The 21,929-nt window shown below is 34.2% G+C and carries 16 protein-coding genes; 4 read left to right on the top strand and 12 right to left on the bottom strand.

The features are described from left to right. The 3 genes from BGO88_RS06675 to BGO88_RS06665 all read right to left on the bottom strand — a co-directional run. On the bottom strand, window positions 1–180 hold a 180-nt coding region (locus BGO88_RS06675; RefSeq protein WP_286706375.1), incomplete at its 3' end, for a hypothetical protein. Window positions 181–865: 685 nt separating this feature from the next. Beyond that, window positions 866–1,639 carry a hypothetical protein gene (locus tag BGO88_RS06670; protein ID WP_286706374.1) on the bottom strand — a complete coding sequence of 258 codons (774 nt, stop codon included), beginning with the start codon at window positions 1,637–1,639 and terminating at the stop codon, window positions 866–868. Window positions 1,640–1,974: 335 nt separating this feature from the next. After that, window positions 1,975–2,700: a BamP family beta-assembly machinery protein gene (locus BGO88_RS06665; protein ID WP_286706373.1), complete on the bottom strand. Its 726-nt coding sequence runs from the start codon at window positions 2,698–2,700 to the stop codon at window positions 1,975–1,977. A gap of 497 nt (window positions 2,701–3,197) precedes the next feature. Here BGO88_RS06665 and BGO88_RS06660 point away from each other — a divergent pair, with 497 nt between their 5' ends. Together BGO88_RS06660 and BGO88_RS06655 are read left to right on the top strand one after the other, a co-directional pair. After that, window positions 3,198–3,761 carry a Crp/Fnr family transcriptional regulator gene (locus BGO88_RS06660; RefSeq protein WP_277017413.1) on the top strand — a complete coding sequence of 188 codons (564 nt, stop codon included), beginning with the start codon at window positions 3,198–3,200 and terminating at the stop codon, window positions 3,759–3,761. A 412-nt stretch (window positions 3,762–4,173) separates the two neighbouring features. Next, complete coding sequence (locus tag BGO88_RS06655; protein ID WP_286706372.1) at window positions 4,174–4,503, top strand: DMT family transporter; 330 nt, start codon at window positions 4,174–4,176, stop codon at window positions 4,501–4,503. Between the two features lie 31 nt (window positions 4,504–4,534). Here BGO88_RS06655 and BGO88_RS06650 read toward each other — a convergent pair whose 3' ends face one another. Beyond that, window positions 4,535–5,263 (bottom strand): siderophore-interacting protein, encoded by a 729-nt coding sequence (locus tag BGO88_RS06650; protein ID WP_286706371.1) that lies wholly within the window; start codon window positions 5,261–5,263, stop codon window positions 4,535–4,537. A gap of 116 nt (window positions 5,264–5,379) precedes the next feature. On the opposite strand from BGO88_RS06650, the gene BGO88_RS06645 reads away from it, so the two are divergent. Then, complete coding sequence (locus tag BGO88_RS06645; RefSeq protein ID WP_286706370.1) at window positions 5,380–6,378, top strand: helix-turn-helix domain-containing protein; 999 nt, start codon at window positions 5,380–5,382, stop codon at window positions 6,376–6,378. A 49-nt stretch (window positions 6,379–6,427) separates the two neighbouring features. Here the strand turns inward: BGO88_RS06645 and BGO88_RS06640 are convergent, their stop codons facing one another. The 8 genes from BGO88_RS06640 to BGO88_RS06605 all read right to left on the bottom strand — a co-directional run bounded on the left by BGO88_RS06640 (window position 6,428) and on the right by BGO88_RS06605 (window position 18,068). Next, a complete protein-coding gene (locus tag BGO88_RS06640) occupies window positions 6,428–6,610 on the bottom strand; it encodes a CAL67264 family membrane protein (protein WP_056073191.1) in 183 nt (60 codons plus the stop codon). 172 nt (window positions 6,611–6,782) lie between these two features. Next, window positions 6,783–7,895 (bottom strand): GyrI-like domain-containing protein, encoded by a 1,113-nt coding sequence (locus tag BGO88_RS06635; RefSeq protein ID WP_286706369.1) that lies wholly within the window; start codon window positions 7,893–7,895, stop codon window positions 6,783–6,785. A gap of 2 nt (window positions 7,896–7,897) precedes the next feature. Continuing rightward, the gene (locus BGO88_RS06630) at window positions 7,898–8,464 is read right to left on the bottom strand and encodes a YdcF family protein (RefSeq protein ID WP_286706368.1); all 567 of its coding nucleotides are present in this window, start codon (window positions 8,462–8,464) and stop codon (window positions 7,898–7,900) included. A gap of 153 nt (window positions 8,465–8,617) precedes the next feature. Continuing rightward, window positions 8,618–9,064 (bottom strand): hypothetical protein, encoded by a 447-nt coding sequence (locus BGO88_RS06625; RefSeq protein WP_286706367.1) that lies wholly within the window; start codon window positions 9,062–9,064, stop codon window positions 8,618–8,620. 8 nt (window positions 9,065–9,072) lie between these two features. Next, entirely contained in the window at window positions 9,073–9,540 is a 468-nt protein-coding gene (locus tag BGO88_RS06620; RefSeq protein ID WP_286706366.1) for a hypothetical protein, read from the bottom strand. Then, window positions 9,537–13,190 carry a DUF6443 domain-containing protein gene (locus tag BGO88_RS06615; RefSeq protein ID WP_286706365.1) on the bottom strand — a complete coding sequence of 1,218 codons (3,654 nt, stop codon included), beginning with the start codon at window positions 13,188–13,190 and terminating at the stop codon, window positions 9,537–9,539. The genes BGO88_RS06620 and BGO88_RS06615 overlap by 4 nt, the downstream gene beginning before the upstream one ends. Window positions 13,191–13,192: 2 nt before the next feature. After that, a complete protein-coding gene (locus BGO88_RS06610; RefSeq protein WP_286706364.1) occupies window positions 13,193–16,426 on the bottom strand; it encodes an RHS repeat domain-containing protein in 3,234 nt (1,077 codons plus the stop codon). 10 nt (window positions 16,427–16,436) lie between these two features. Next, window positions 16,437–18,068, bottom strand: coding sequence for a T9SS type A sorting domain-containing protein (locus BGO88_RS06605; protein ID WP_286706363.1), 1,632 nt, complete (start codon window positions 18,066–18,068; stop codon window positions 16,437–16,439). Between the two features lie 1,190 nt (window positions 18,069–19,258). Here BGO88_RS06605 and BGO88_RS06600 point away from each other — a divergent pair. Beyond that, a partial coding sequence (locus tag BGO88_RS06600) for a GEVED domain-containing protein (RefSeq protein WP_286706362.1) occupies window positions 19,259–21,929 on the top strand: 2,671 nt, incomplete at its 3' end.

Raw genomic sequence — 21,929 nt, 5'->3', positions numbered from 1 at the left:
ACCGTCTATATTGCCTGTGTCTCCATCGGCAATGGCATTAAAGCCATGTGTCGCCATCGAACTTAAATAGCCACCCTGTGGCAAGGTCCAGTTCACAGCAGTAGTATTAAAACCGGTTTGGGCATTTAAGCAACCTATTGTTGAGAAAGCAATAGATAAAAGCGTAAATTTCAATTTCATTTTAAGATAGTTTAAATGGTAGTACTTGATTTAGAAGCCAAATATAGAAATTTAAAAATATTAAATCGATGCAAAAACCAAAGGTGCTACACACTATCTTTTTGACAAGCAGTCAGGATTTAAAAAGACAAATAGAAGAAATACCGGAGCTTTCTCAAGTTCTGAATTATAAACTAATACTATTGAAATTTGTAAAATTCTATCAATGTAAACAGACACCATTCTACTCTAATTTTCAATTAAGCGTTTAGTTCGTGTTCACAAGCTGCAAAGAAGTCGGAAATAGAAAGAAAGTAAAAAACACCTCAATAGAATTATAAGGACAAATATGTTAATTTCTGAGAGCCCTAAAAGATAAAAAAAGGTACATTTGAGTTGTCAATTATTGTGATTGGAATCATTAATATTAAAAATATCCACTAATAATATTATTAGTGGATATTTTTAAAGAAATTCAGGTACTAAACAATCTTATTGTTTTGGGTTCTTCTATAATACTTGTCAAAAATTAATAGTGCCAAGAATATTAACATTCCAAAAACAGGAATCAACCAAACAATCAAAATAGATAACAACTTAAACACATTTGTTTTTTCACTTCTAACAATGTAAATAGTAAAAGATAATACTATTAATATATACAAAAATATTAGTAGATTGTATTGTGTTTCAGATAAAATTACATTCATAAATAATCACAAGTTTTACCATTACATTCAAATCTTTGTGTAGCAATACATCCAAAATCTTCCCATAAACAACCTGAACTTATACCTCCGGCTTTTTTACAATCTGGATGGTCTTTTAAAAAACTAACCGTCGCTTTTTCCAACTCATACTTTGCAAATTCTCTATCTGATTCCACTTGTACAGAAATCCAATTACAAGTTTTTTCAGCAGCAGAAACAACTATAGGAGAAAATAATTCTAAGTCTGGATTTATAATTTCATCTCTGATTACAATCAAATTTGTAAACTCTAATTGCTGTTTTGGATTAAGTTTATTAAAATCACCAGATTTATATTCTGTTAATTTATCGTTGAAAAAAATTAAAGGCTCTTTTCCAAGATGCGAGCGTGATGCTATATAATTTTTTGATTTAGCAAATTTAGTAATTATCATGTCATTTTCCTCAAAAATCACTAATTCATTTAAATCATCAACATTTAAATTATTTATAGAGTTAATATTTCTAGTAATTCTAAAGTAATATTTATTATCTTTTTTTTCTGCTTTAATTTTCGTAATTCCTAAATCTAAAGATAAAACAGAAAATTTCTCCTTTATATCTTTTAATATTATTATATCATCCAATTTGCTATTTTCTTTTGCGCTGTATTTTTTTACAAGTTCATTACTTTTATTGTCTGATAAATTATCTTCTTTACTACAGTACATCAAAATAATTGCAACAAAAAATATCATAACTAATTTTAAAATCTTCATATTACTCTTCATTATTTATTTTTTTTATATTTTACATATTAATTCAACAATAAGTTATTTTATATCAAAAATATAAAAATTAGTTATATAAAAATAAATTAAGTTATTTATATATATATGTAAATATTAATTCACATTTTATTATAGTTTTATTTTGAGTGAACCTTTTGCATAATTTATAATCTTGGGCAACACTTCAGGTTAACTTTATTGAAGATATTTGATGACTATATCTGTGGTGGCTGCCTGAAAATATCTCGCAAAGGCGCATAGTCACAAAGATATTTATTTAGGTATGGGGCAAACCTTAAATAAGTGGGGGAAAACTTTTTAATTATCGGACTACTCTAATTTTTTAACTTTTTAAACTCTATCTTTTTTGAAATCAAAAAATCGGTTATTTCCAATACGTTATTATTATTGATAAGGGTTGACGTCTTAGCATCAGCATAACAGAATTCAAGGAAAATTTCTATTTCATCTTCTTTTAATTGTAAAGTATTGAGAAAAAAGTCTTTATTGAAATTATCAGAAATATATTCCTTCATTTCTATGTTGGATATTACCTTGTCTTTTTTCTTTCCTTTGAAAAGATTTCCAACCATTTTACCTATGGCTACAAAATCAAGACCGTGAATTATGGCACCGTTGTAGACCATCATATTCGTTGGAGAATTCAGTATATTATCTACCGAACGCAGTGGAGCTACAGCCGGAGGTTCTGGTTTCACATCATCTACTTCTTTTTTAATCTCTACTTCTACCAACTGTATCGCTTCCTGGTTCATGTTTGTTTCAACACCCGTTTTTCCAAAATCTTTCTGATTAAGAGTAATCCTTCTGGACGTATAATTTTTTCCTGCAAAAATCAGAACATCGCCAACTTTTGCCTTGATAGAAAATTTTCCCGAAGCATCTGTCACAACCACTGAACCGCTTGTTTGATTGATAACTTCAATTCCGGCAGTTGGAAAACCCTCGGTGGTTACCTTTCCATGCACTGGGTTTTCAGACTGGCTGAAAGCAAGCTGAACTGCAAATAAGAATAGAGCAATAAGAGAAGTAATTTTCATCAATTCAGTACTGTTTAAAAAATTATATAAGCCTTTCAAAAATAAGCTTTTTCTTTCATCGTTGGATTTGGGACAATTCTTTTACAACAAAATTAACGTCTTTCTGCTGTTTTAAATGGCCATGCACAAGTTTTATGGTAAATTGATTGCCCTACTGACTTAAATAAGTTCTCTTTCACATATAAAACAAACTTAGTAACTAAATACCTTGGTCACTTAGCACCTTTTTTAACCACAAATTGGAATGATTATACAGATTTCTTTTAAAAAACTTTCTCTTGTACACAAACACATAAACTTAGCACCTTTGAACCTTAGCATCTTAGTACCTCTTTTAGCCACAGATTGGAATGATTGTACAGATTTCTTTTAAACAACTTCCTCTGGTACACAAAACACATAAACTTAGCACCTTTGAACCTTAGCATCTTAGTACCTCTTTTAATCTCTTTCCATTTTTCCGAAAAAAACTTACCTTGCAGAAACATTTATCATAAATGAAACTTCACGAAATACTGAACCAAATATATCCGCTTTCTCAAGAAGCGGCTCAAAAAATCCTGAGATATAGCAGCGAAATACAATTGTCAAAAGGACATACGCTCCTGGAAGCTGATAAAAACGAAACTTCTATTTATTTTATCAAAAAAGGCATGGTCAGGGCATTCGCTCCAAAAGAAGAAAAAGACATCACTTTTTGGTTTGGTAAGGAAGGCGACCCTATTGTTTCCATGAAAAGCTATGTAGCCAATCTTCCCGGTTATGAATGTGTGGAATTGCTCGAGGACTGCGAATTGTATGAAATACAAAACAAAGACCTGCAGCTGCTTTTTCTTGAAGATATCCAAATAGCAAACTGGGGACGCAAATTTGCAGAACGGCTTTTGGTGCAAACCGAAGAACGTCTTATTTCCAAATTATTCAAGTCTGCAAAAGAACGCTATCTGGAATTATTGGAGGAAAATCCGGATTTTGTCCAGAGAATACAGCTTGGCTATATTGCTTCTTATTTGGGAATTACACAAGTAAGCCTTAGCCGAATCAGGGCTGAAATAAAATAAGAAAGAATGCTAATTTCAACCATTTTCTCTTTCACCTAAAAAAACAAACTTAGCACCTCAGCAACTTTTTTATTCCCGCCACAGATTAGAACAATTACACAGATTAAAAAATTTATAAGAAGATTCCTGAAAAACTTGTCTCAACTACTCTTTTACCTACCGAAAACAATAACTTAGCACCTCTTTCTATTCCCGCCACAGATTAGAGCAATTACACAGATTCTAAGAAGCCTATATCTAATGATAAGGAATGCTAAAACTTATTTTAATAATTTCTCTTTTACTTAAAAGCACAAAAACTTAGTAACTCAGAACCTAACAACTCAAGTACCTCTTTCACTTTTTATCATTTGTAAAAAATATTTTCATCCTAAGAACCGACCTTTGCATGGAATTTTTAAAGAAAAAGTTTATGAACTGGATTATCTTAATCATTGCCGGATTGTTTGAAGTTGCTTTTACCTTTTGTTTAGGTAAGGCTAAAGAAGCCACAGGCAATGAAGCTTATGCATGGTATAGTGGTTTTCTTGTTGCGTGTATTATTAGTATGTCGCTATTGATTAAAGCCACACAAAATCTTCCACTTGGAACGGCCTATGCTGTATGGACAGGTATTGGTGCTGTAGGAACCGTATTGCTTGGAATATTTGTTTTTAAAGACCCTGCCAATTTCTGGAGAATCTTTTTTATTGTAACATTGATTGCTTCCATTGTAGGACTGAAAGCCGTTTCAGCTCATTAATAAACAATATCTGAAATACATTAGCGGGCTGTTACAGCCCGCTTTTTCCATCTGCCCAATAGGGTTCTGTTTTTATCTTTTTACTACTGATTCCTTTTGACAGCAAAAACTTTCGAAATGCCTGAATTGATTTTGTCCGTCCTGTCAGATAAAAAACCGTATCTACTGCTGTTAGCCAAAAATCTTCTTCCCATTCCTTTACAATGTCGATAACAGGCTGAGCGGGAAATTCTGATGATTTGCCTACAATTTTTACGGAGCTGCCCAATCTTTCTGCCCAATCCTGATGCGGTTCATCAAGTTCTACAAAACCAAAGAAAAATTCGCCTCTGCGTTCCGCTTCTTCTTCCATGCATTTCATCCAGCCTAAGGAAGTTTCATCGCCAAATAAAAAATGGTTTACCCGGTTTTCAGAGTAATAAAGTTTTCCACCCGGACCCAACAACTTTGCCCTATCCCCCATTTTTAATCCTTCTGCCCAGTTGCTTCCCGGTCCCAGGCCGTGCAGATAGAATACAATTTCGCAAAATCCTGTTTTGGCATCAAAAGCAGATAGCGTATAATGGCGGTATTCCATATCATTAACCCGTACTTTAACTACATTGCCCGGCATAAATTTTATCTTTCTGAAATCACCTTCAAAACGCACTCTTTTTAATTTTTCATCTAAATATTCTACATTGGTTATAACTGTTTCATACATGAATCGCTGATACACAACTTCCATGGTATCTCCCAGCCATTTTGGTACTTTTGTCATTTTTGATTTTTATTTGTTTAGATTGATTCTAAATAATTATCTTTGTACAAATGTCTGCTATTCTTGCCTATTTTAGTTACGCAAGACGGATGTTGTTTTACGCAAAACGGATTAGGATGAGAATTACCATAAATGATAGCGATTTGGATGAAATTATTTTTGAAAAAGATTTTCATGCAGCTTATGATGGATTAACAGATATTGTGGAACAGGAAACCCAACTGTTTGATAACAAGATTGGGTATACTGATATTTCAGAAATATGGTTTGATGGTGTACATACGTTACGTCGGCGTTCGCAATTGAATCAGGAAGTTTGTTTGATTGCCAAAAGTGACCTCTCTGTATTTGAGATGCATTTTTCTTTGACCGGAAGCGCCGAAGTAGAATCGCTTAATTCCAAATTTGATTATTCATTCGGACCTCAACAGCATAATTTCTTTTATTCCAGTAATTTTGAAGGAAAGTTTCGGGGCGGCAAACAGGAAAAACCCAACGAGGTTTTTGAAATCCATTTTACAGAAAACTATTTCAACCGTTTTATTGATTCTGAAAGCAAGACTATTGATAAGTTTCTGAAGCAAATTGACAAACAGGAAATCAGTAATTGCCTGAGTCCGCACCATATGCCTATAACAGCGCAGATGAATCTTATCCTTTCACAAATCAACCAATGCCAAAGGAAAGGTGTCTTAAAGCGATTGTATCTGGAGTCAAAAATCTTAGAACTGTTCATGCTTCAGATTGAACAGTTTGAAAGCATACAATTGACCCCAACTTCCGAAAAACTAAAAAAAGAAGATGTAGAAAAGATTTACTATGCCAAAAAATTGTTGGAACAGAACATATCAGAACCTTATTCACTTTTAGAGCTCGCCCATAAAGTAGGTCTTAATGATTTTAAACTCAAAAAAGGTTTTAAAATACTTTTTGGCACCACTGTGTTTGGCTACTTACATGAAATTAGGATGCAACAGTCAAAACGCATGTTGCTGGAAGAAAATAAACCGGTTAAGGAAGTAGCGGCCTACTGCGGCTATCAGTATGTACAGCATTTTACGACTGCCTTTAAAAACAAGTTTGGTATTACACCGGGCAAACTTGCCCATTCATAAAAAAATCCGCTAAAAAGCGGATTTTTTATCGATAACTCGTGTATGCTTTTTATACACGGCCTTTCAGCGAACTGAAAACCCATGCAATGGCAAAAAAGCCTATTCCTACTGCTCCAAAACCCCAACCGGCTACATCGTCATAACGAAAGATGCCTAAGCCAATTAGCAGCAGCCCCATCAGGACCATAACAAAGGTTGCCCAGCCCAGAATGGTGTTTTTATTCATTCCCATAAATATATTTGTTTGCTCTTTTTAAAAAGAAGTGAATTGCAAAGTTCGGTAAAATATTTGTTTTGCCGAAAGGAAAATGTTTTTAAAAAGGCGCTGAGGTACTGAGGTATTGAGTTGCAAAGGTTTTTCCACTTAGTTCCTTAGTACCTTTTTCCCTTTTTCCCTTTTTTCCTTATTTTCTAGCGATTAATAATAAATCGGTTACGGGCGTATTTTCCGGTCCATCATATTTTTTGCGACGTTCATCGATAATAGTAAAACCGTTTTTTTTTAGTGTCGTAAGTAAAAATTCTGCCGGATAATAGTGCATGTATATGGCATCGCCTGAACTTCCTTTTTCCCATCCTGATGTTTCATAGTTGTCTTCCATTGTGCTGATAAAAAGCAGGCCATCTTGTTCCAGCTTATGGTAGGCATCTGCAATGAGTTTTTGGGTTTCTTCTTTGGAAAGATAAGGCAGGCAAAAAGCACATACAATACCATCGTAGGTTTTGGAAACTTTACCCAAATCACGACAGTCCATCAACCGGAATGTTGCTGACGGATTATTGGCTTTTGCCAATTCAATCATTTTGGTTGCCAGGTCTGTACCTAATATTTTAAAATCAGGACGTTTTCCTAGCAAATATTTGGTCACATTACCTGGCCCGCAAGCAAGTTCCAGGATTGAGGCATTTGGTTTTGTAATATTGTCGCAAAACAGATTCAACGAATCGGCATACAGCCCAACGTCCATAAATTTATCCTGATATCTATCGGCCAGCTTATCAAAAAGAGCTACGGCTATCTTTGTTTTATCAATTACCTTTAGCTTTATAGGAATCCAGATTTCTTCCTCTGATTCCGGGTCGCCGTGTTTGTATTTGCCGCCTAACAATTCGAAATGTTCTCTGCTATCAAGTACATAATCTGAATTGGGAAGCCAGGTATTAAAAATATATCCAAATACTTCTGCTCCAGTTTCGGGTCCGCCTTTGTGTGTAAAAACTGCATATTCTCCTCCTTCAATCGTATAGCTTTCCATACCATCAGGAATGGTTTCAAAATTATCTACTGCTACGGCTGCCCATTTTACAAATTTCCTGTCAAGTCTGAAATTTTCAAAATAGACAGTATCATACAGCTGCATGGAAAAGAAGTCTGTTCCCAGACTATTTATAATTTCTTTACGTCTGGGCATAAAACTATTCCAAAGCGCAAATGTTTGGTTATTGGCCAGCGACATTTCCTTGTGTATTCCAACAAGACGTGTCAGGGGAAGTGTTTTTATGATTGGCTCCATCATACTTATTTTAATCTGTCGTAATAATAAGCAAAAAATTCCCGGAATAGCGAATAAAAATCCCTGTATTCCGAATAATCAGGGCTTACGCTACTTACGTTTTCAAAACCTTCTTTCCTAAACAGCATTTTGGTTCTTGTCACGTGAAAATATTGGGAAACGACAATAATACTGTTGTAATGCAGGCTGTCTTTCATCAGAATGGTATTTGCGACAGATGCTGTAGTATTATTGCCTTTATTGTCTACTATCACCAAAGAATCCGGTATTCCTTTTCCTATCAGATATTCTTTCATTTTGTCACCTTCCAAAAAGCCTTCTTTTCCAAGTCCACCGCTAACAATAATCTTTTTTATGCGTCTATCTTTGTATAGCTTTAAACCGCATTTCATTCGTTTTTCCAACCGTTCAGACAAAGTACCATCTGTATTTACTGTTGTCCCTAAAATTACTGCAATATCGGCTGATTTCCCTTCGTCTTTGTTTCCATCAATAATGGTGTAGATGATGTGTATGCAGAACCATAGGAATAGAAAAATGCTGAGTAGTTTTAGTATTTTTTTGTAGGTCATGGGGATAGTTTTGTGTTTTAAAAATAATAAAAAACTGCAAGATTGACTTGCAGTTTTTTATTACTATATTTAATTATTTTATTTCAATAATTTCCAGCAGTTAATTAAAATTCAAAAGTTTAAATACATCAAGCTGATTTTTCTAATTCATTTTCATCTAAATTCTGGAATTGAATTCCATTTGCTCTTAATTTGTGATAATTTAATATAAAACAATACAAGAAACACTAATTCAATTCTAAAAATATAATCTCCCTTTACTATTCCTAAAATTATTGAAAATAAACATAATAGTATCCCCCAAATCGCATCAATCTGACCTATAAAAATTGCTTTGGATTTATTAAACCATAAACAGAATGCTGTAAAAGCATGGAAAAGAAAAGTAAAAAGTATAAGTATAGAATTAAATGGTTTATTATTATCAGCGTCAAAACCATATATTTCTAATTCTGGTTTAAAACCAATCAAGAGTAATATTAAAACTATTAAGCAAAGTATACCGGTAATCATAAAAATCCAACAAAAAAATTTAATCCACCAAGGTAATAATGCACGTCTCCTCGTCAAGTTTGTAAATTTTTCAAAATTATCTTCCATAAATTAAATCATGCTAAATTAAATTCAATACTATAAATTAATAAACAAATTAAGCTATTATATTCAATAGTTTCATCTTCTTTTAAATATTCCACTTTCAAATTAATGCCATTGGTATCTAATTTTTTTTTCAATGATACATTAGCTATCAGTTCTAAATTAGAATAAATTTTACAGAAAAAGCTTCTATTAAAAAGAACAAATGGATTTTTTGTTACAGTTATGATATCATTTCCAATATAAAATTCTGCCGCAAATAGTTTTTGGTTTTTAATTTCTATAAATGATTTGAAATTTTGAAATAGAATGTCTTTTTTCAGAAAACCGTAGGTTATTTTGGCAATTTTTTCGTCACTATAAATTTCACCTATAGTTTTAAAAAAAGGAATTGGTGTATTTCTCTTCATAAAGAGAATTATTTCATCATCTTTATAAACCGTAATATCTCCTTTATTTTGAATATTAATGATTATCATTTCTTTATTCCAATTTTTATGCTGGCTTCAATTCCTAAAAGTACTTTTATTCCTACTGATAAATCGAGACAATGACAATTACTCTCAGCCGTGGACTCTTTAATTTTTGCACCTGGTGAGACGTTTAAATCAGGATGACTTTTTAAAAAATTTGTCTTACCACTATATCCTAGTTGTCCAAAAAAATCAAAGCTCCCATTCTCCATACCATTTAATCCATCTGGGGAATCATAGGTATATTCACCACCTAAGCCTGCGGACAAAGCTCCTTTGATACCTATTGATCCTTCAGCATAATGGCGTGTTTTACCATCTCCCCAACGTGAAAGATTTGAATTATTTAATACATCATAGCTTAAATATCCTATATCCCGGGTCAATATACCCGCACTTCCTTCAACTGCCCCTATTTTTCCACCAACTTGAACACCAATACTCGCCATTGTACTAAGTTCAAATACAAAATTTCTTTGCAACCAGTTTTCATTAGTAATTGTAACTTCAGCTAATTGTTGTGTTTCTGCTATTACGTTGAAATTTGTACCATTTATTCCTTCCCATGTGTTAGTTGCACTATTAAATGACCAACTACCATCCTTATCAGTCCAAACATCTCCATTTTTAAAATCTGATAATTTATATCCATAGTTTTCAGCATCCTCATCAGTTGGAGGCATAGCTTTCATCCCATCTGGATCAATAAAATAAACAGGATTATCAAGGGCATATGCATAAGGACTAAATCTTCTGCTTGTTTCCGCTAATGGATCTATATTCATCCATCTTCCTATTGCCGGGTCATAATTTCTGGCTCCATAATCATAAACGCCAAGTCCTAGCTCATCCTGATATTCTTTCCCGTTGTATTTATAGTTGTATTCCAATACCGGAACAAAAGGAATTGGAATATCCGGATCGTCTGGAAACGGAGGCCTTAGGGCCAAAGCTCCATTTCTTTGCTGATGAATCAATATATCTGAACTGTAATTTTTATGTTTAAGTCCAAACGGATAATAATTATTTTCCTCAAGAATTTTTAATTGCCCCGGATTTTGCGGGTCTAAAGCGTAACTCATTCGTATATTTCCCAAATGGTCTTTATAATTATATACATAACTATATACATAACTATTATTAACCTCAGTCGCTCTTACATAACCTTCAGCCGTAGGGAAAAAATTCAGTTTATAATCCCTGTATTGAAATCCATTCAGATAATCTATCTCACCACGAACGCCTAGTAACGGACTCGTAACCTTTTTGCCTTTTTTAACTCCTGTTGCATCGTAAATATATTCAATTTTATTGGTTTCGGAACCAAAAACAATTTTTACCGGCAAATTTAAATGATTATAGCTTATAGAAGTTATTCCTTTATTTTGATCCAATGTCAAATTTCCAAAATCATCATAGCTGTAGTCATCATCCGGATCCAGATCTCCATTAGCAACATCGTCTTTAAACCCTTCCGGACTTCCCGTCGAATCTGACACTTTCATCAGCCTATTGGGAAAGCTAGGGTTATATGCATATTCCAAAGCATCAATTGCTATAGGATTATTTTGAAAATCAAAGGCCCCATTACGGGATAACCATGTAATATTTCCATTAGAATCATAATCTAAAGACTCATTGTAAGCATTGGTAAGAGTGCCTTCTTTATAATAATAAGAATTGATAAGCCTATCTAATTTGTCATATACATAACCATAGCTCCTGTGAAGGTTGTCGCTTGCACTTTTCCAATGGGTTTCCGCAATATTCCCATTATAAAGTGGAGGTACATCATAAATAGAAAATGTTGTCTGATTATAATTAATTCCAAAAGCAAAAAGATCCGGTCTCGATCCTATCTGTACAAGATTATCAATGTCGTTGATTTTTTTTAGCCAGCCTCGAACGTTATAGCTATAGGATATGTCTTGCAATCTTTGGGAATTACTTGCTACATCACCAACGCCTTTACCAATAAGATTACCCAATTCATCATACTGGTTATTTGCCAACATCTCAATTGCCCCTGAACCTATTTGATGGGTATGTGTAAGCAATCTTTCCTGAGCAGAGTAGGTAAAATTATTTCGTACTGTAATTTCTGTATCAGAATTAAGTCGCTTATGTTTTTGTATGGTGTTAAGAACTTTTCCTCTCCAATCTAATTTAGTATCAGTAGAGGTATATCCACCTAAATAACTATTAACATAATTTCTTATAGGTCTCGATTTTGAATCATACAGTATATAAGAGGAATCACCTATATATGTGCCTTCATTTAGTAGCGTCCTGCTAAAGCCTCCTGTCTGTAGTCCCTTTACATTCGTTAAAACTGTCTGTCCTTCAATAGTTGACGGAACTGTTGGATGTCCTGGAAATGTATAATCATCATAATATGTAACAGTCAACAAATACAAGCTAACATTTGGTAACGAATTACTAGAATAACCTATAACTATACCGTTAACCATATTAGAAGAAACCCTTGTTTCATTCATAGTACTTGATGCTTCCATAGCTAGTTGCATGGCTATCCTGTTATCACTGGATATACTCATATGTCCGTTGTACCATCCTGTATAAGCCTGTCTACCGATAGCATCATATTTTGTAATCAACCACCCTAAATTATTACCTCCAAAAGGAAACAGAGTAGGCCCAGAAGCTATCAATCTATCTTGCTTATCATACACCATAAATTCCCAGTTTTTCCCAGGCAATCTTTTCTCTACCAACCTGTTTCTATGATCGTAAACATATTGATAACATAATCCTGTTAATTTTTGCTCTGTTATAGTCCTAATTTCAGAAGCCAGAGGAGGCAAAACATAGCTTAGATTGCCAAATTGATCATAAACATAATAGGTATCATAAGCCTTATATCTATTTTGCCCTCCAATAATACCAAAGAGAGTAAACTTTCTTTTAAGAACTACTCTGCCCTCCTTATCCTTAAATATTTCTGTCGTACTTTCTTTTCCAGAATATGAAGTCCAATCCTCATCTTTTATTACACTTTTGTAAAGAGTGTTTACGGCATGATAATTCACTGTTGTTCCATATTGAAGTGAAGGAACATAAGCCCTAAAACTATTGTTCCATACAGCATTGGCTCTAAATAACCGAACATTATCCTGGCTATCGTTATATAAATATTCCTGTTTGACAGTACGATCGCTTCCTGTAGCGGGAACAGCCAATGCCCAAGCTTCTCCTGGAGATGACTGCTTTAATACCCTATTCAAAGGAGAAGCTTCATAATATTTCTCACTAAAAGGTTTCGCAGTCGTCTCAAAAGTCGGATTGCCACTTCCTGTTCCTGAACTGTAAAAAGTTGATTGGCCTGATATGGCATTAGCATCATAATTAAGACTGGCACCCTGGCCTACAAAAGGAAGATATTCTTTGGCAGGACGACCATAAGCATCATATTCCATTGGAACAATAATATCCTTGCCTGTTGCAGATTCTCCATAGGCTCGTTGCTGTATCGGTCTTCCTAAACCATCATAATAAGTAATAGTAATAGCTTTTGATATTGTGGAGAGCGTATCACTATCTCTGTAAATTGTTTTCTGAATATAATTTTGATCCTGGCTTTGCCCAAAGACCGTTATACAAGAAAGTATCTGTACTAAAAATAATATCTTTTTCATATCTAGTTTTGGGTTCTGTAATGGTATTTATTTTGTGAAATCATCTTGCCGTCATTATCCTTTATCGACTTCAATCTTCCTAAAGAATCGTATTCATAAGTAGTCTTATAGCCTTTTTCATCAGTTGTTGTACTAATGCCAATCAACGGTTTATAAGTAATTGAAGTCATCATATTCGAAGGGAGACTATTTCTTAAAGTCGTTAATGCCGTAAGCAATTCTGCCTCAGTTCCTGAATTAGATTTTTGCTGAACCGTAGAAATTAGGTTCGCTGGAATAGCATCATAATTGACATTCATAATTCTAGCTATAGGATAAGTTTGATTGTACCCCCAAATAACAGAAACAGGGAATTTATTTTCTTCAGTATACTGAAGAATGTTGCCTTTAGCATCATATTTATCATAAGTAATTTTTTTCTCTAACCCAACACCAGCTCCATTTTCACCTTTTTGCCGATATAAAAATTTTGGAAGCAATAGATTACTTGTTGTAGCATCACTAACATAAACTGTTTTATCTTCTGATATTTTTACATCATTCCTATATTTTTCAACTTTTACAGGCCTGCCTATTACATTTTTAGTTACCAAGGCACTCATGTAAGGTTCCGTTGATAATTCTGGATCATTAGCATAAAAGAACTTGTTCTTAATAGTACCATCAGAAGCTGTTACCTGTTCTGTTTTAACAACTCCATTGTTGTTATAAGTAAAGTCCTTATTAATTTCCAGAGTCTGGCTCTGACCTAAAGCGTACTGGTATATAGTTTCCTTAGTTTTAAGGAAATTTTTAAGTTCATACTTTTTTACAACGTTAATCAAATGACCCAGATTGTTATTCTCATCTTGTGTACGTATAGGACTGGTAACCGGTTTAATATATTGATATTGTCCATAGGTGTTATCAGTATACTCATTCTTACTTTTCTTTAATAATTGATTTGTTTCATCATAAATCAATTCTTCAAGAAGCTGCCCTCTTTTATAACCATTATCAGTAAAAATTTCAGATTCAATACCACTATTTGAGATTATAAAATCAGCCATGCAGGCATTGCTCACTAAGCTTGTGGTCACATTTCCATCTTGCGGATATAATCTTAAAATATAATCCTTAAAATCCTGGACTTCATTCGTTGTGAAATATGATTCTATTCTACCATTACCAATTTCTTTTTCCACAACTTTAGAATACCCTACATACGATCCGGAAGTAATATCTTTATTAACATTACTCTTACCAAATATTTTCCAATGAAAAATATCTGGGGTTATGGTTGTTGAAGTTGCCGTTGGCGGAATAGCACGCGTATCAACATTGACATTAAAAAATTTAATTTCCGGATGTCCAAAATAAGGCATGGAAGATAAACTACCCGATGATTTACCTGAATCGTTTAGATAAGTATATTCTATACTTCTGGCTACATTTCCATCACTTAAAGTTTGTTTCTGTATTCTTACACCGCCTCCTTTTATATTTTCTCCCATAAACTGGAATTGATTGCTTTCATAAAAAAACTCAGAGAAACCACCTGTAGGAAATGTGATTTTATTTAACGACCAGGCTTTTGCATACTCATTTGCCTCCCTGTTAAAATAACCATCAATTATGTTTGGGGTTTTATTAGGCACAGGAAAAGGCACCAAACTCTTTTCAAAATTATTCGGATAATAATATAATTTTGGTCTAGGCTTTAAGGAAAGCATCTGTTGACGACTAGTAACATCAGCGGAGTTATTATAAAAACCTAAAAAGTCGATAGCAAAAGATTGAACAGGTGGTAACTTAATATCTTCGATATAACCAAATTTATAAGAAGGCTTCCCATTTTCTTTAACGGCAGTCAGTTTTAATCTTTTGTAACGATAAGGGTTAAATACACCATCCGGATTAAATTCTCCCACTCCATAATTTGAAACAAAGTAATCATACGAAAAATCAATAGTTTTTATGATCTCATTTTTATTGTTTTTGACGATAATCTGAGTTATAAAATCTCCGTTAAATAAATCTTCGCGTTGATTTGCTATACCCGATACATATCCACCTTCGTTATTGTATTTGTATTCAATTGTGCCTTCATCAAAAACAATTCGCTTCAGTCGTTTTTTCTGTACATCCGCTTTTTTATTTTCATAAAAATTGTAGGTATCAATATCTGCCTGAGTCCAGTAAAAACATGGATACTGATAAACAGCAGACTCGGAAGCTTTCATATAATTATATGATTTTTGTAAAGATCTTTCTAACTGATCATTTTGAGCATTCGTCAAAGAATAAACATTCTTCCATGGATTAGAATGTGTTATGTCATATTCAAAATTAATTTTCTTTCCTGTATTGGTATCTTCAATTTGTGATATATGCCAAGCCGATATAGCAGCTGGATTAGGGTTCAAAAGCGCACTATATCCTATGTTATAATATTCTCCTAAAGAACTTTTAGGAAAATTTATCGCTAAATCATAATCATTAAATATATATTTGATTCCTTCTTTTGATGTCAAAGTTATAGAAAAGAAATCCTGGGTTGGGAAATCATAACATTTACTAACCGATCCATCATTATTCCTAAAGCCCAACTGACTATCAAAAAGCTGTTTCCCCTTTACAGCCGTAATTTTTGTACCTTTTGGATTAATTTCTACTGGAGTATTTATATTTTGAAAGAAAAAATTCGTACTAAATTCAGGTGAATAAAAATTATACTGGTCAGGTATAAAATCAATCGTCCTGTCATTTACTGTCAAATGTCTATTAAGCGATTGGTTTAAAAAATAACCTATCTTACCATATCTTTGTTGTCTTATATTAACATCATGATTCAATTCTTGCTGTGTCGAAAATGTATATCCAGAATTAGGTACGCTATTATAGCCAACCGAATTAAAATCATTTCCACCATTGATATTTCTGGTAATAACACATTGGGATAGGCTCCATCCCAATCCTACATCTGAAGCCACTTGGTCTACTTTAATACCTCCCGTATTGTAGGATAAAGCAATAGGAAAAGTTATATTACCACTTTTAATTGTGAAAACAGGCACATCAACATCTGCCTTACCTGTATATTTTTTTATTTTATTTAGTTCTATTTTTTCAAATGAAGCTACATCAGGATTTGAATTTGTAAAATTCAGGTCCAAATTATTTATATCTTCTTTATTGGTTTGTGCTCTTGATACCATCGTAAGCATCAATAAGAGAATTGAAAGTTTAATTTTCATGTCTTGAACTTTAGTTCTTATTAATTGTCTTTATTACTTTTATTCCGTCGTTTTGAACATTTGTCCTGATTTCAATTATATAAACTCCTTCAGGAAATGCTCCTAAATCAACCGGAATCATGTTGTCTTTAACTGCAAAACTTTGCATTAATCTTCCTGAAAGGTCAAAAATATTGCAGGTCCCTTTTTCATAATCATAACCTACCACAATATTTGTAAACTGCTGTGTTGGATTTGGAAATGCTTCAATCATGTTGCCTTTTTCCTTTTTCTTATCTTTATCTTTAAGTTTTACAACCCAAAAATCCTGGCTTCCTATGCTACTATATCTATCTTTGGACGGTTTTCCATTTGAAGTACCTGCAAGAAGATACCCCCCATCACGAATCTCAATTACTTTTCGTAAAATGTCTTCACCTCCGCTACCTACAGTTTGTGTCCAAAGTTCTTTTCCGTCACTGCCAATTTTGATTGCAACATAATCATTGATTCCTTCCTTTTCTTTCTTCTTATTATTGCCAATGATTTCACTTTGGGCATATCCTCCCAGCAATAAGGTTCCATCATTATTTTCCACCATAGAAATTAAAAAATCAACATTACCTACATTATACGTTTTTTGCCAGATTTCTTCTCCTCCTTCTGCTAGTTTTACTACCCAAAAATCTGTACCGTTTTGATTGCTAACATTTTTATTGCTTGTTGGTCCTGAATTAGAATTTCCTGCTGCTACATAATTGCCATCCTTGGTCTGGCATATAGCATACAGTTGATCATCTTTATCTCCTCCATAGGTTTTCTGCCATTCAGTAGCTCCATCTTTATCTAATTTTACAATCCAGTAATCTCCTGATCCGTGACAACTTTCCGTTTTATTACCTGATTCAGGCGAATTAGAATAGCCGCCAAGTATATAACCACCATCACGTGTTTGCTGAATACTTCTTAACATATCAGAGTATTGTCCTCCTAAAGTTCTCTGCCATTCTATTTTTCTTTTGCTGTCTAATTTTATTACCCAATAGTCAAGACTACCAAAACCAGCTTCTGACTTGCTATACAGGCCACTTTTCCCTTCCTCTTTAACTGAACTTTTTCCAGAACTTGAAGAACCTCCTATAATATAACCACCGTCAGAAGTTTGAGAAATACTATGCAATTCATCCTGTCCTTTTCCTCCAAGTGTCATTTGCCATTCTTCATTTCCTTTAGCATTAAGCTTGATAATCCAATAATCATACAGTCCCTTATTGGTATCTTTTTTCTGTGCTCCTTTTGCAGATTCAGAAGAACCACCTAAAATATAACCGCCATCATTTGTTGGCTTTATACTTCTAAGCAAATCAGCTCCGGAGCCTCCAAAACTTTTCTGCCATTCAAGCTCCCCTTTTCCATTCATTTTCCAAATCCAATAATCGAGATTTCCTTGATTTTCTTCTGTTTTATTTCCTGTTTTATTTGATAAGGAACTGCCAGCAAGTATATACCCATTATCTGGGGTAGCAATGGCATCAAAAAGATAATCAGCTTGTTTACCTCCATAAGATTTTTCCCAGAGAATGTCTTGAGAATAAGTTGGAGAGCAAATACCTAGAGTAAGTATCGCGAGGATACAATAGTAATTACAAAATTTTACATGCATAAAATACTATAAGTTAAGGTTTGTTAAATTTTGTTAAAGATATGGTTTTTTGGCGTTTAAAAAAATATAACAAACTTTTAATTATAATTGCATTATTTAGTTAAAACAATAAAATTTTGTATTTTAAAAATGTGAAAAACAAAGAAAATATGAATACAATTTCCAAAAAACAAACATTAATCATAGCTATTAATAATTTAATTATGAGTGACTTCCATTATATTTAATTATTACAGTATTTATTCTGATATATTTTTTGGAAGATTGTCAGGCTTATCATTACTATTATTATAAAAATCTTACACCTCTACGTATTTAGCAAAACCACCTAGGTTCATAACCTAGTATTCCAAAATACATTTATCGAATCATATCAATCAAATTCTCATTCATAACTGTCATATACTTTTTTCGTATTGCCATATCTATAACAAAAAACAATCTTTGGCTTGTTATAATCAACTTATGAAAATGCATTAAATACTAAATACTAATTTTTTTTTAATAAGTGCCTCTGCAAGTTTCTTCATAAACTTTAGGTTTAGTTAATACAAAATAAAGCCCGGAGGCACTTTAAAAAACGTTCGATTGAAAATTCACAGTTATATATAATTACACACAGAATAGAATGAAGAATATAAGAATATAAGGTAAGAATAGCTGCTTGCGTAATTTTTTTCAGATTAGTTTATTTTGATTAACAGCAATTATAACTTATAAAAAGATGAAGAGCAGCTTTCTTTAACTACTATAAAGTGCTTCCCTGCTTTTTTCATGGTTTAGTTTTATGAATACGGGAAGTACTTTTTAAATAATTACGACCAAACACTTTGGAAGATAAAGACCTCTTATAATCAACAACGGGATTTACCATACGGGGGTATAGATTTAAATTTCGTTAGTTGGAGTCAAAATTATAAGAGTTCGGGCTAAGATGTTAAGGTTGCTCTCCGAACATTTTTCATAAAAAATTTTAATCATCATAGTTTATTAAATGAAAAATTATTGCGTTATACAGAGTCAAAAAAATGGAGAGCGCCTTACTTTTTAGCATAAGACTCAATGAAAAAGAAAAATACGCCATACGGATATGAACCACATCATTCTGTTATGGCTTTTATATATACTAAAAATTTCAACAATATAGCGCTGTGATAGCGCCTGTTTAACTTTAATCAAATATACTTAGAATGAAAAATTTTACCCAACCCCATCGGAAGAAATTCCGAACCAAGCAATGGCTCACATTGCTGTATTGTATGGGCATGGGCATTTTTCTGTATGCCTACTCAGGACCAGAAATGCTACAGCCTCAAAAAACAACTGCTACAGCAGGTACACTAGCCTATTGTACACCAGCAGGAACAGGAACCAGCTACTTTATTAAGGACTTTACCACTACAGGTGGTTTTCTTAACATTATAAACACTAACTCCGGAATAGGAAGCGGAGGTTATTCAAATGCTACTACAAAAATTGTACGTCAGTCAGCCGGAGGTTCATTTGACTTTTCGGCAGTCTATAGCTCAGGAACTTATGGTTTAGCCATATGGATTGATTGGAATGGCAATACAACTTTTGAAGCTTCAGAAAGAATTTTTAACACAACGTCATACGGTTCTTCAGCTACAGGAACAATTACAATTCCTGCAGGTACTGCCAATGGCAGCTACCGTATGAGAGTCCTGGCCGACTACAATAAGTCAAATCCGGACAATCCATGCGGTTTTAATTCAGGAAACGGAGAAGCAGAAGATTATACCTTAGAAGTCGGTGACCCGCCAACATGTATGCCGCCAACAGCTCTTGGTGCCGGAAACGTTACATTTAATTCAGCTCAACTTTCATGGATGAGTGAAGGATTCCTATTCGATGTAGAATACGGTCCTTCAGGTTTTGCATTAGGTAGCGGTACACTTGCTTCATCTGTGGCAAATCCGTATACTCCTGGCGGACTTACAGCAAATACGATGTATCAGTTTTATGTACGTACTGATTGTGGAGGCGGCGATAAAAGCATATGGTCTGGCCCATACAGCTTTTACACCGGCTATTGTCTTCCGGTTGCTACCTCTACAAGTTACTTTATAAAAGATTTTATAACAACAGGTGGAATAAGCAATATCAACAATACTAATTCCGGTATTGGAACAGGCGGTTATACCAACAATTCTGGCAACGCTTCTATGAAAGTAAGTTACTTCGAAGGTGGCTCGGTCAACTTCAGTGCAGTTTACAGTGGTGGTTCCGGTTTTGCTATTTGGGTAGACTGGAACAATAACATGTCATTCGACACTGACGAAAGAGTATTCAATACTACGGCATATGGTTCTTCGTCTACAGGAAGTATTGCCGTTCCTGCCGGAACTCCTGTGGGTAACTACAGAATGAGAATCCGCATGGATTATAATAACAACAACCCTTCTGATGCCTGCGGATTCAACTCAGGTAACGGAGAAGCAGAAGATTATACTTTTGAAGTAATACCAACACCATCTTGCTTGCCTCCAACAGACCTTGGAGCAGGAAATGTGACCTTTACATCGGCACAATTTTCCTGGTTGGGCGACGGAACTGTATTTGACGTAGAATATGGACCTGCAGGATTTACCAGAGGTACAGGAATTATGGCTTCTTCTGTTGGAAATCCATATGATGTTACAGCACTGACTCCTGAAACTTCCTACGAATACTATGTGCGTAAAAGTTGTGGGGCAGATAACAAAAGTGCGTGGGCAGGACCTTTCCGATTCTATACAGGCTACTGTGTTCCGGCTGCAACATCTACAAGCTATTTAATAAAAGATTTTACTACTACGGGTGCAATCACCAATATCAATAACGTAAATTCAGGTATTGGAACTGGTGGTTATTCAAACCATACTACAATGAAGGTAAGACACTACGAAACCGGAGTTGTTAACTTTAGCGCAGCTTACAGCGGCAGTTCAGGTTTTGCAATGTGGATTGACTGGAACAAAAACATGGCTTTTGATGCCGACGAAAGGGTATTTAATACGACTTCCTATGGCTCATCTTCAACAGGAAGCTTTACTATTCCTGCCGGAACGCCTGTTGGCGAATACCGCTTAAGAATCCGTATGGATTATAACAATAGTAATCCTTCAAATGCATGTTCATTTAACTCCGGAAATGGAGAAGCAGAAGACTATACTCTTGAAGTAGTTACACCTCCAACATGTATGCCGCCAACAGAATTAGGAGCTGGAAATATAGTATATACAACAGCACAATTTTCATGGATGAGCGAAGGAACCGTATTTGACATTGAATATGGACCTGCAGGTTTCACGCAAGGAACCGGAACTATCGTTTCTTCTGTTGCTAATCCATACAATGCTACAGGATTAACACCAGATACTGCATACCACTACTATGTGCGCAGAGATTGCGGTGCGGGCGATAAGAGTCCATGGGCCGGACCTTTCCGTTTCTTTACCGGGCCATGTAAGCCTGTGGCAAATACGACAAGTTATTTTGTAAAGAACTTTACAACAACTGGCGGCTTTATAAACATCAACAATCTGAATACAGGTTTTGGTACCGGAGGTTACTCCAACTATACAGCCATGAAAGTACAACAATTTACAGGCGGAACTGTAAACTTTAGCGCTGCATACAGCAGCGGTTCCGGATTTTCAATCTGGATTGACTGGAACAACAACATGACCTTTGAAGCTTCTGAAAAAGTATTCAACACTACAGCCTATGGTTCAGCTGCTACCGGAACTATTACTGTTCCAGCTGGCACACCTCTGGGCAACTACAGAATGAGAATAATGATGGATAACAATACAAGTAATCCAAACAACCCTTGTGAATTTGTTGAATATGAAGATT

This window comes from Flavobacterium sp. 38-13 (assembly GCF_001899155.1).
Classification (GTDB): Bacteria; Bacteroidota; Bacteroidia; order Flavobacteriales; family Flavobacteriaceae; genus Flavobacterium; species Flavobacterium lindanitolerans.
This window is presented reverse-complemented; position numbering and strand designations above follow the sequence as displayed.

Bases quoted from the DNA above. Each gene is read 5' to 3' on its own strand.
- BGO88_RS06670 (WP_286706374.1), bottom strand. From the start codon at position 1,639: ATGAAGAGTAATATGAAGATTTTAAAATTAGTTATGATATTTTTTGTT.
- BGO88_RS06665 (WP_286706373.1), bottom strand. From the start codon at position 2,700: ATGAAAATTACTTCTCTTATTGCTCTATTCTTATTTGCAGTTCAGCTT.
- BGO88_RS06660 (WP_277017413.1), top strand. From the start codon at position 3,198: ATGAAACTTCACGAAATACTGAACCAAATATATCCGCTTTCTCAAGAA.
- BGO88_RS06655 (WP_286706372.1), top strand. From the start codon at position 4,174: ATGAACTGGATTATCTTAATCATTGCCGGATTGTTTGAAGTTGCTTTT.
- BGO88_RS06650 (WP_286706371.1), bottom strand. From the start codon at position 5,263: ATGACAAAAGTACCAAAATGGCTGGGAGATACCATGGAAGTTGTGTAT.
- BGO88_RS06645 (WP_286706370.1), top strand. From the start codon at position 5,380: ATGAGAATTACCATAAATGATAGCGATTTGGATGAAATTATTTTTGAA.
- BGO88_RS06640 (WP_056073191.1), bottom strand. From the start codon at position 6,610: ATGGGAATGAATAAAAACACCATTCTGGGCTGGGCAACCTTTGTTATG.
- BGO88_RS06635 (WP_286706369.1), bottom strand. From the start codon at position 7,895: ATGATGGAGCCAATCATAAAAACACTTCCCCTGACACGTCTTGTTGGA.
- BGO88_RS06630 (WP_286706368.1), bottom strand. From the start codon at position 8,464: ATGACCTACAAAAAAATACTAAAACTACTCAGCATTTTTCTATTCCTA.
- BGO88_RS06625 (WP_286706367.1), bottom strand. From the start codon at position 9,064: ATGGAAGATAATTTTGAAAAATTTACAAACTTGACGAGGAGACGTGCA.
- BGO88_RS06620 (WP_286706366.1), bottom strand. From the start codon at position 9,540: ATGATAATCATTAATATTCAAAATAAAGGAGATATTACGGTTTATAAA.
- BGO88_RS06615 (WP_286706365.1), bottom strand. From the start codon at position 13,190: ATGAAAAAGATATTATTTTTAGTACAGATACTTTCTTGTATAACGGTC.
- BGO88_RS06610 (WP_286706364.1), bottom strand. From the start codon at position 16,426: ATGAAAATTAAACTTTCAATTCTCTTATTGATGCTTACGATGGTATCA.
- BGO88_RS06605 (WP_286706363.1), bottom strand. From the start codon at position 18,068: ATGCATGTAAAATTTTGTAATTACTATTGTATCCTCGCGATACTTACT.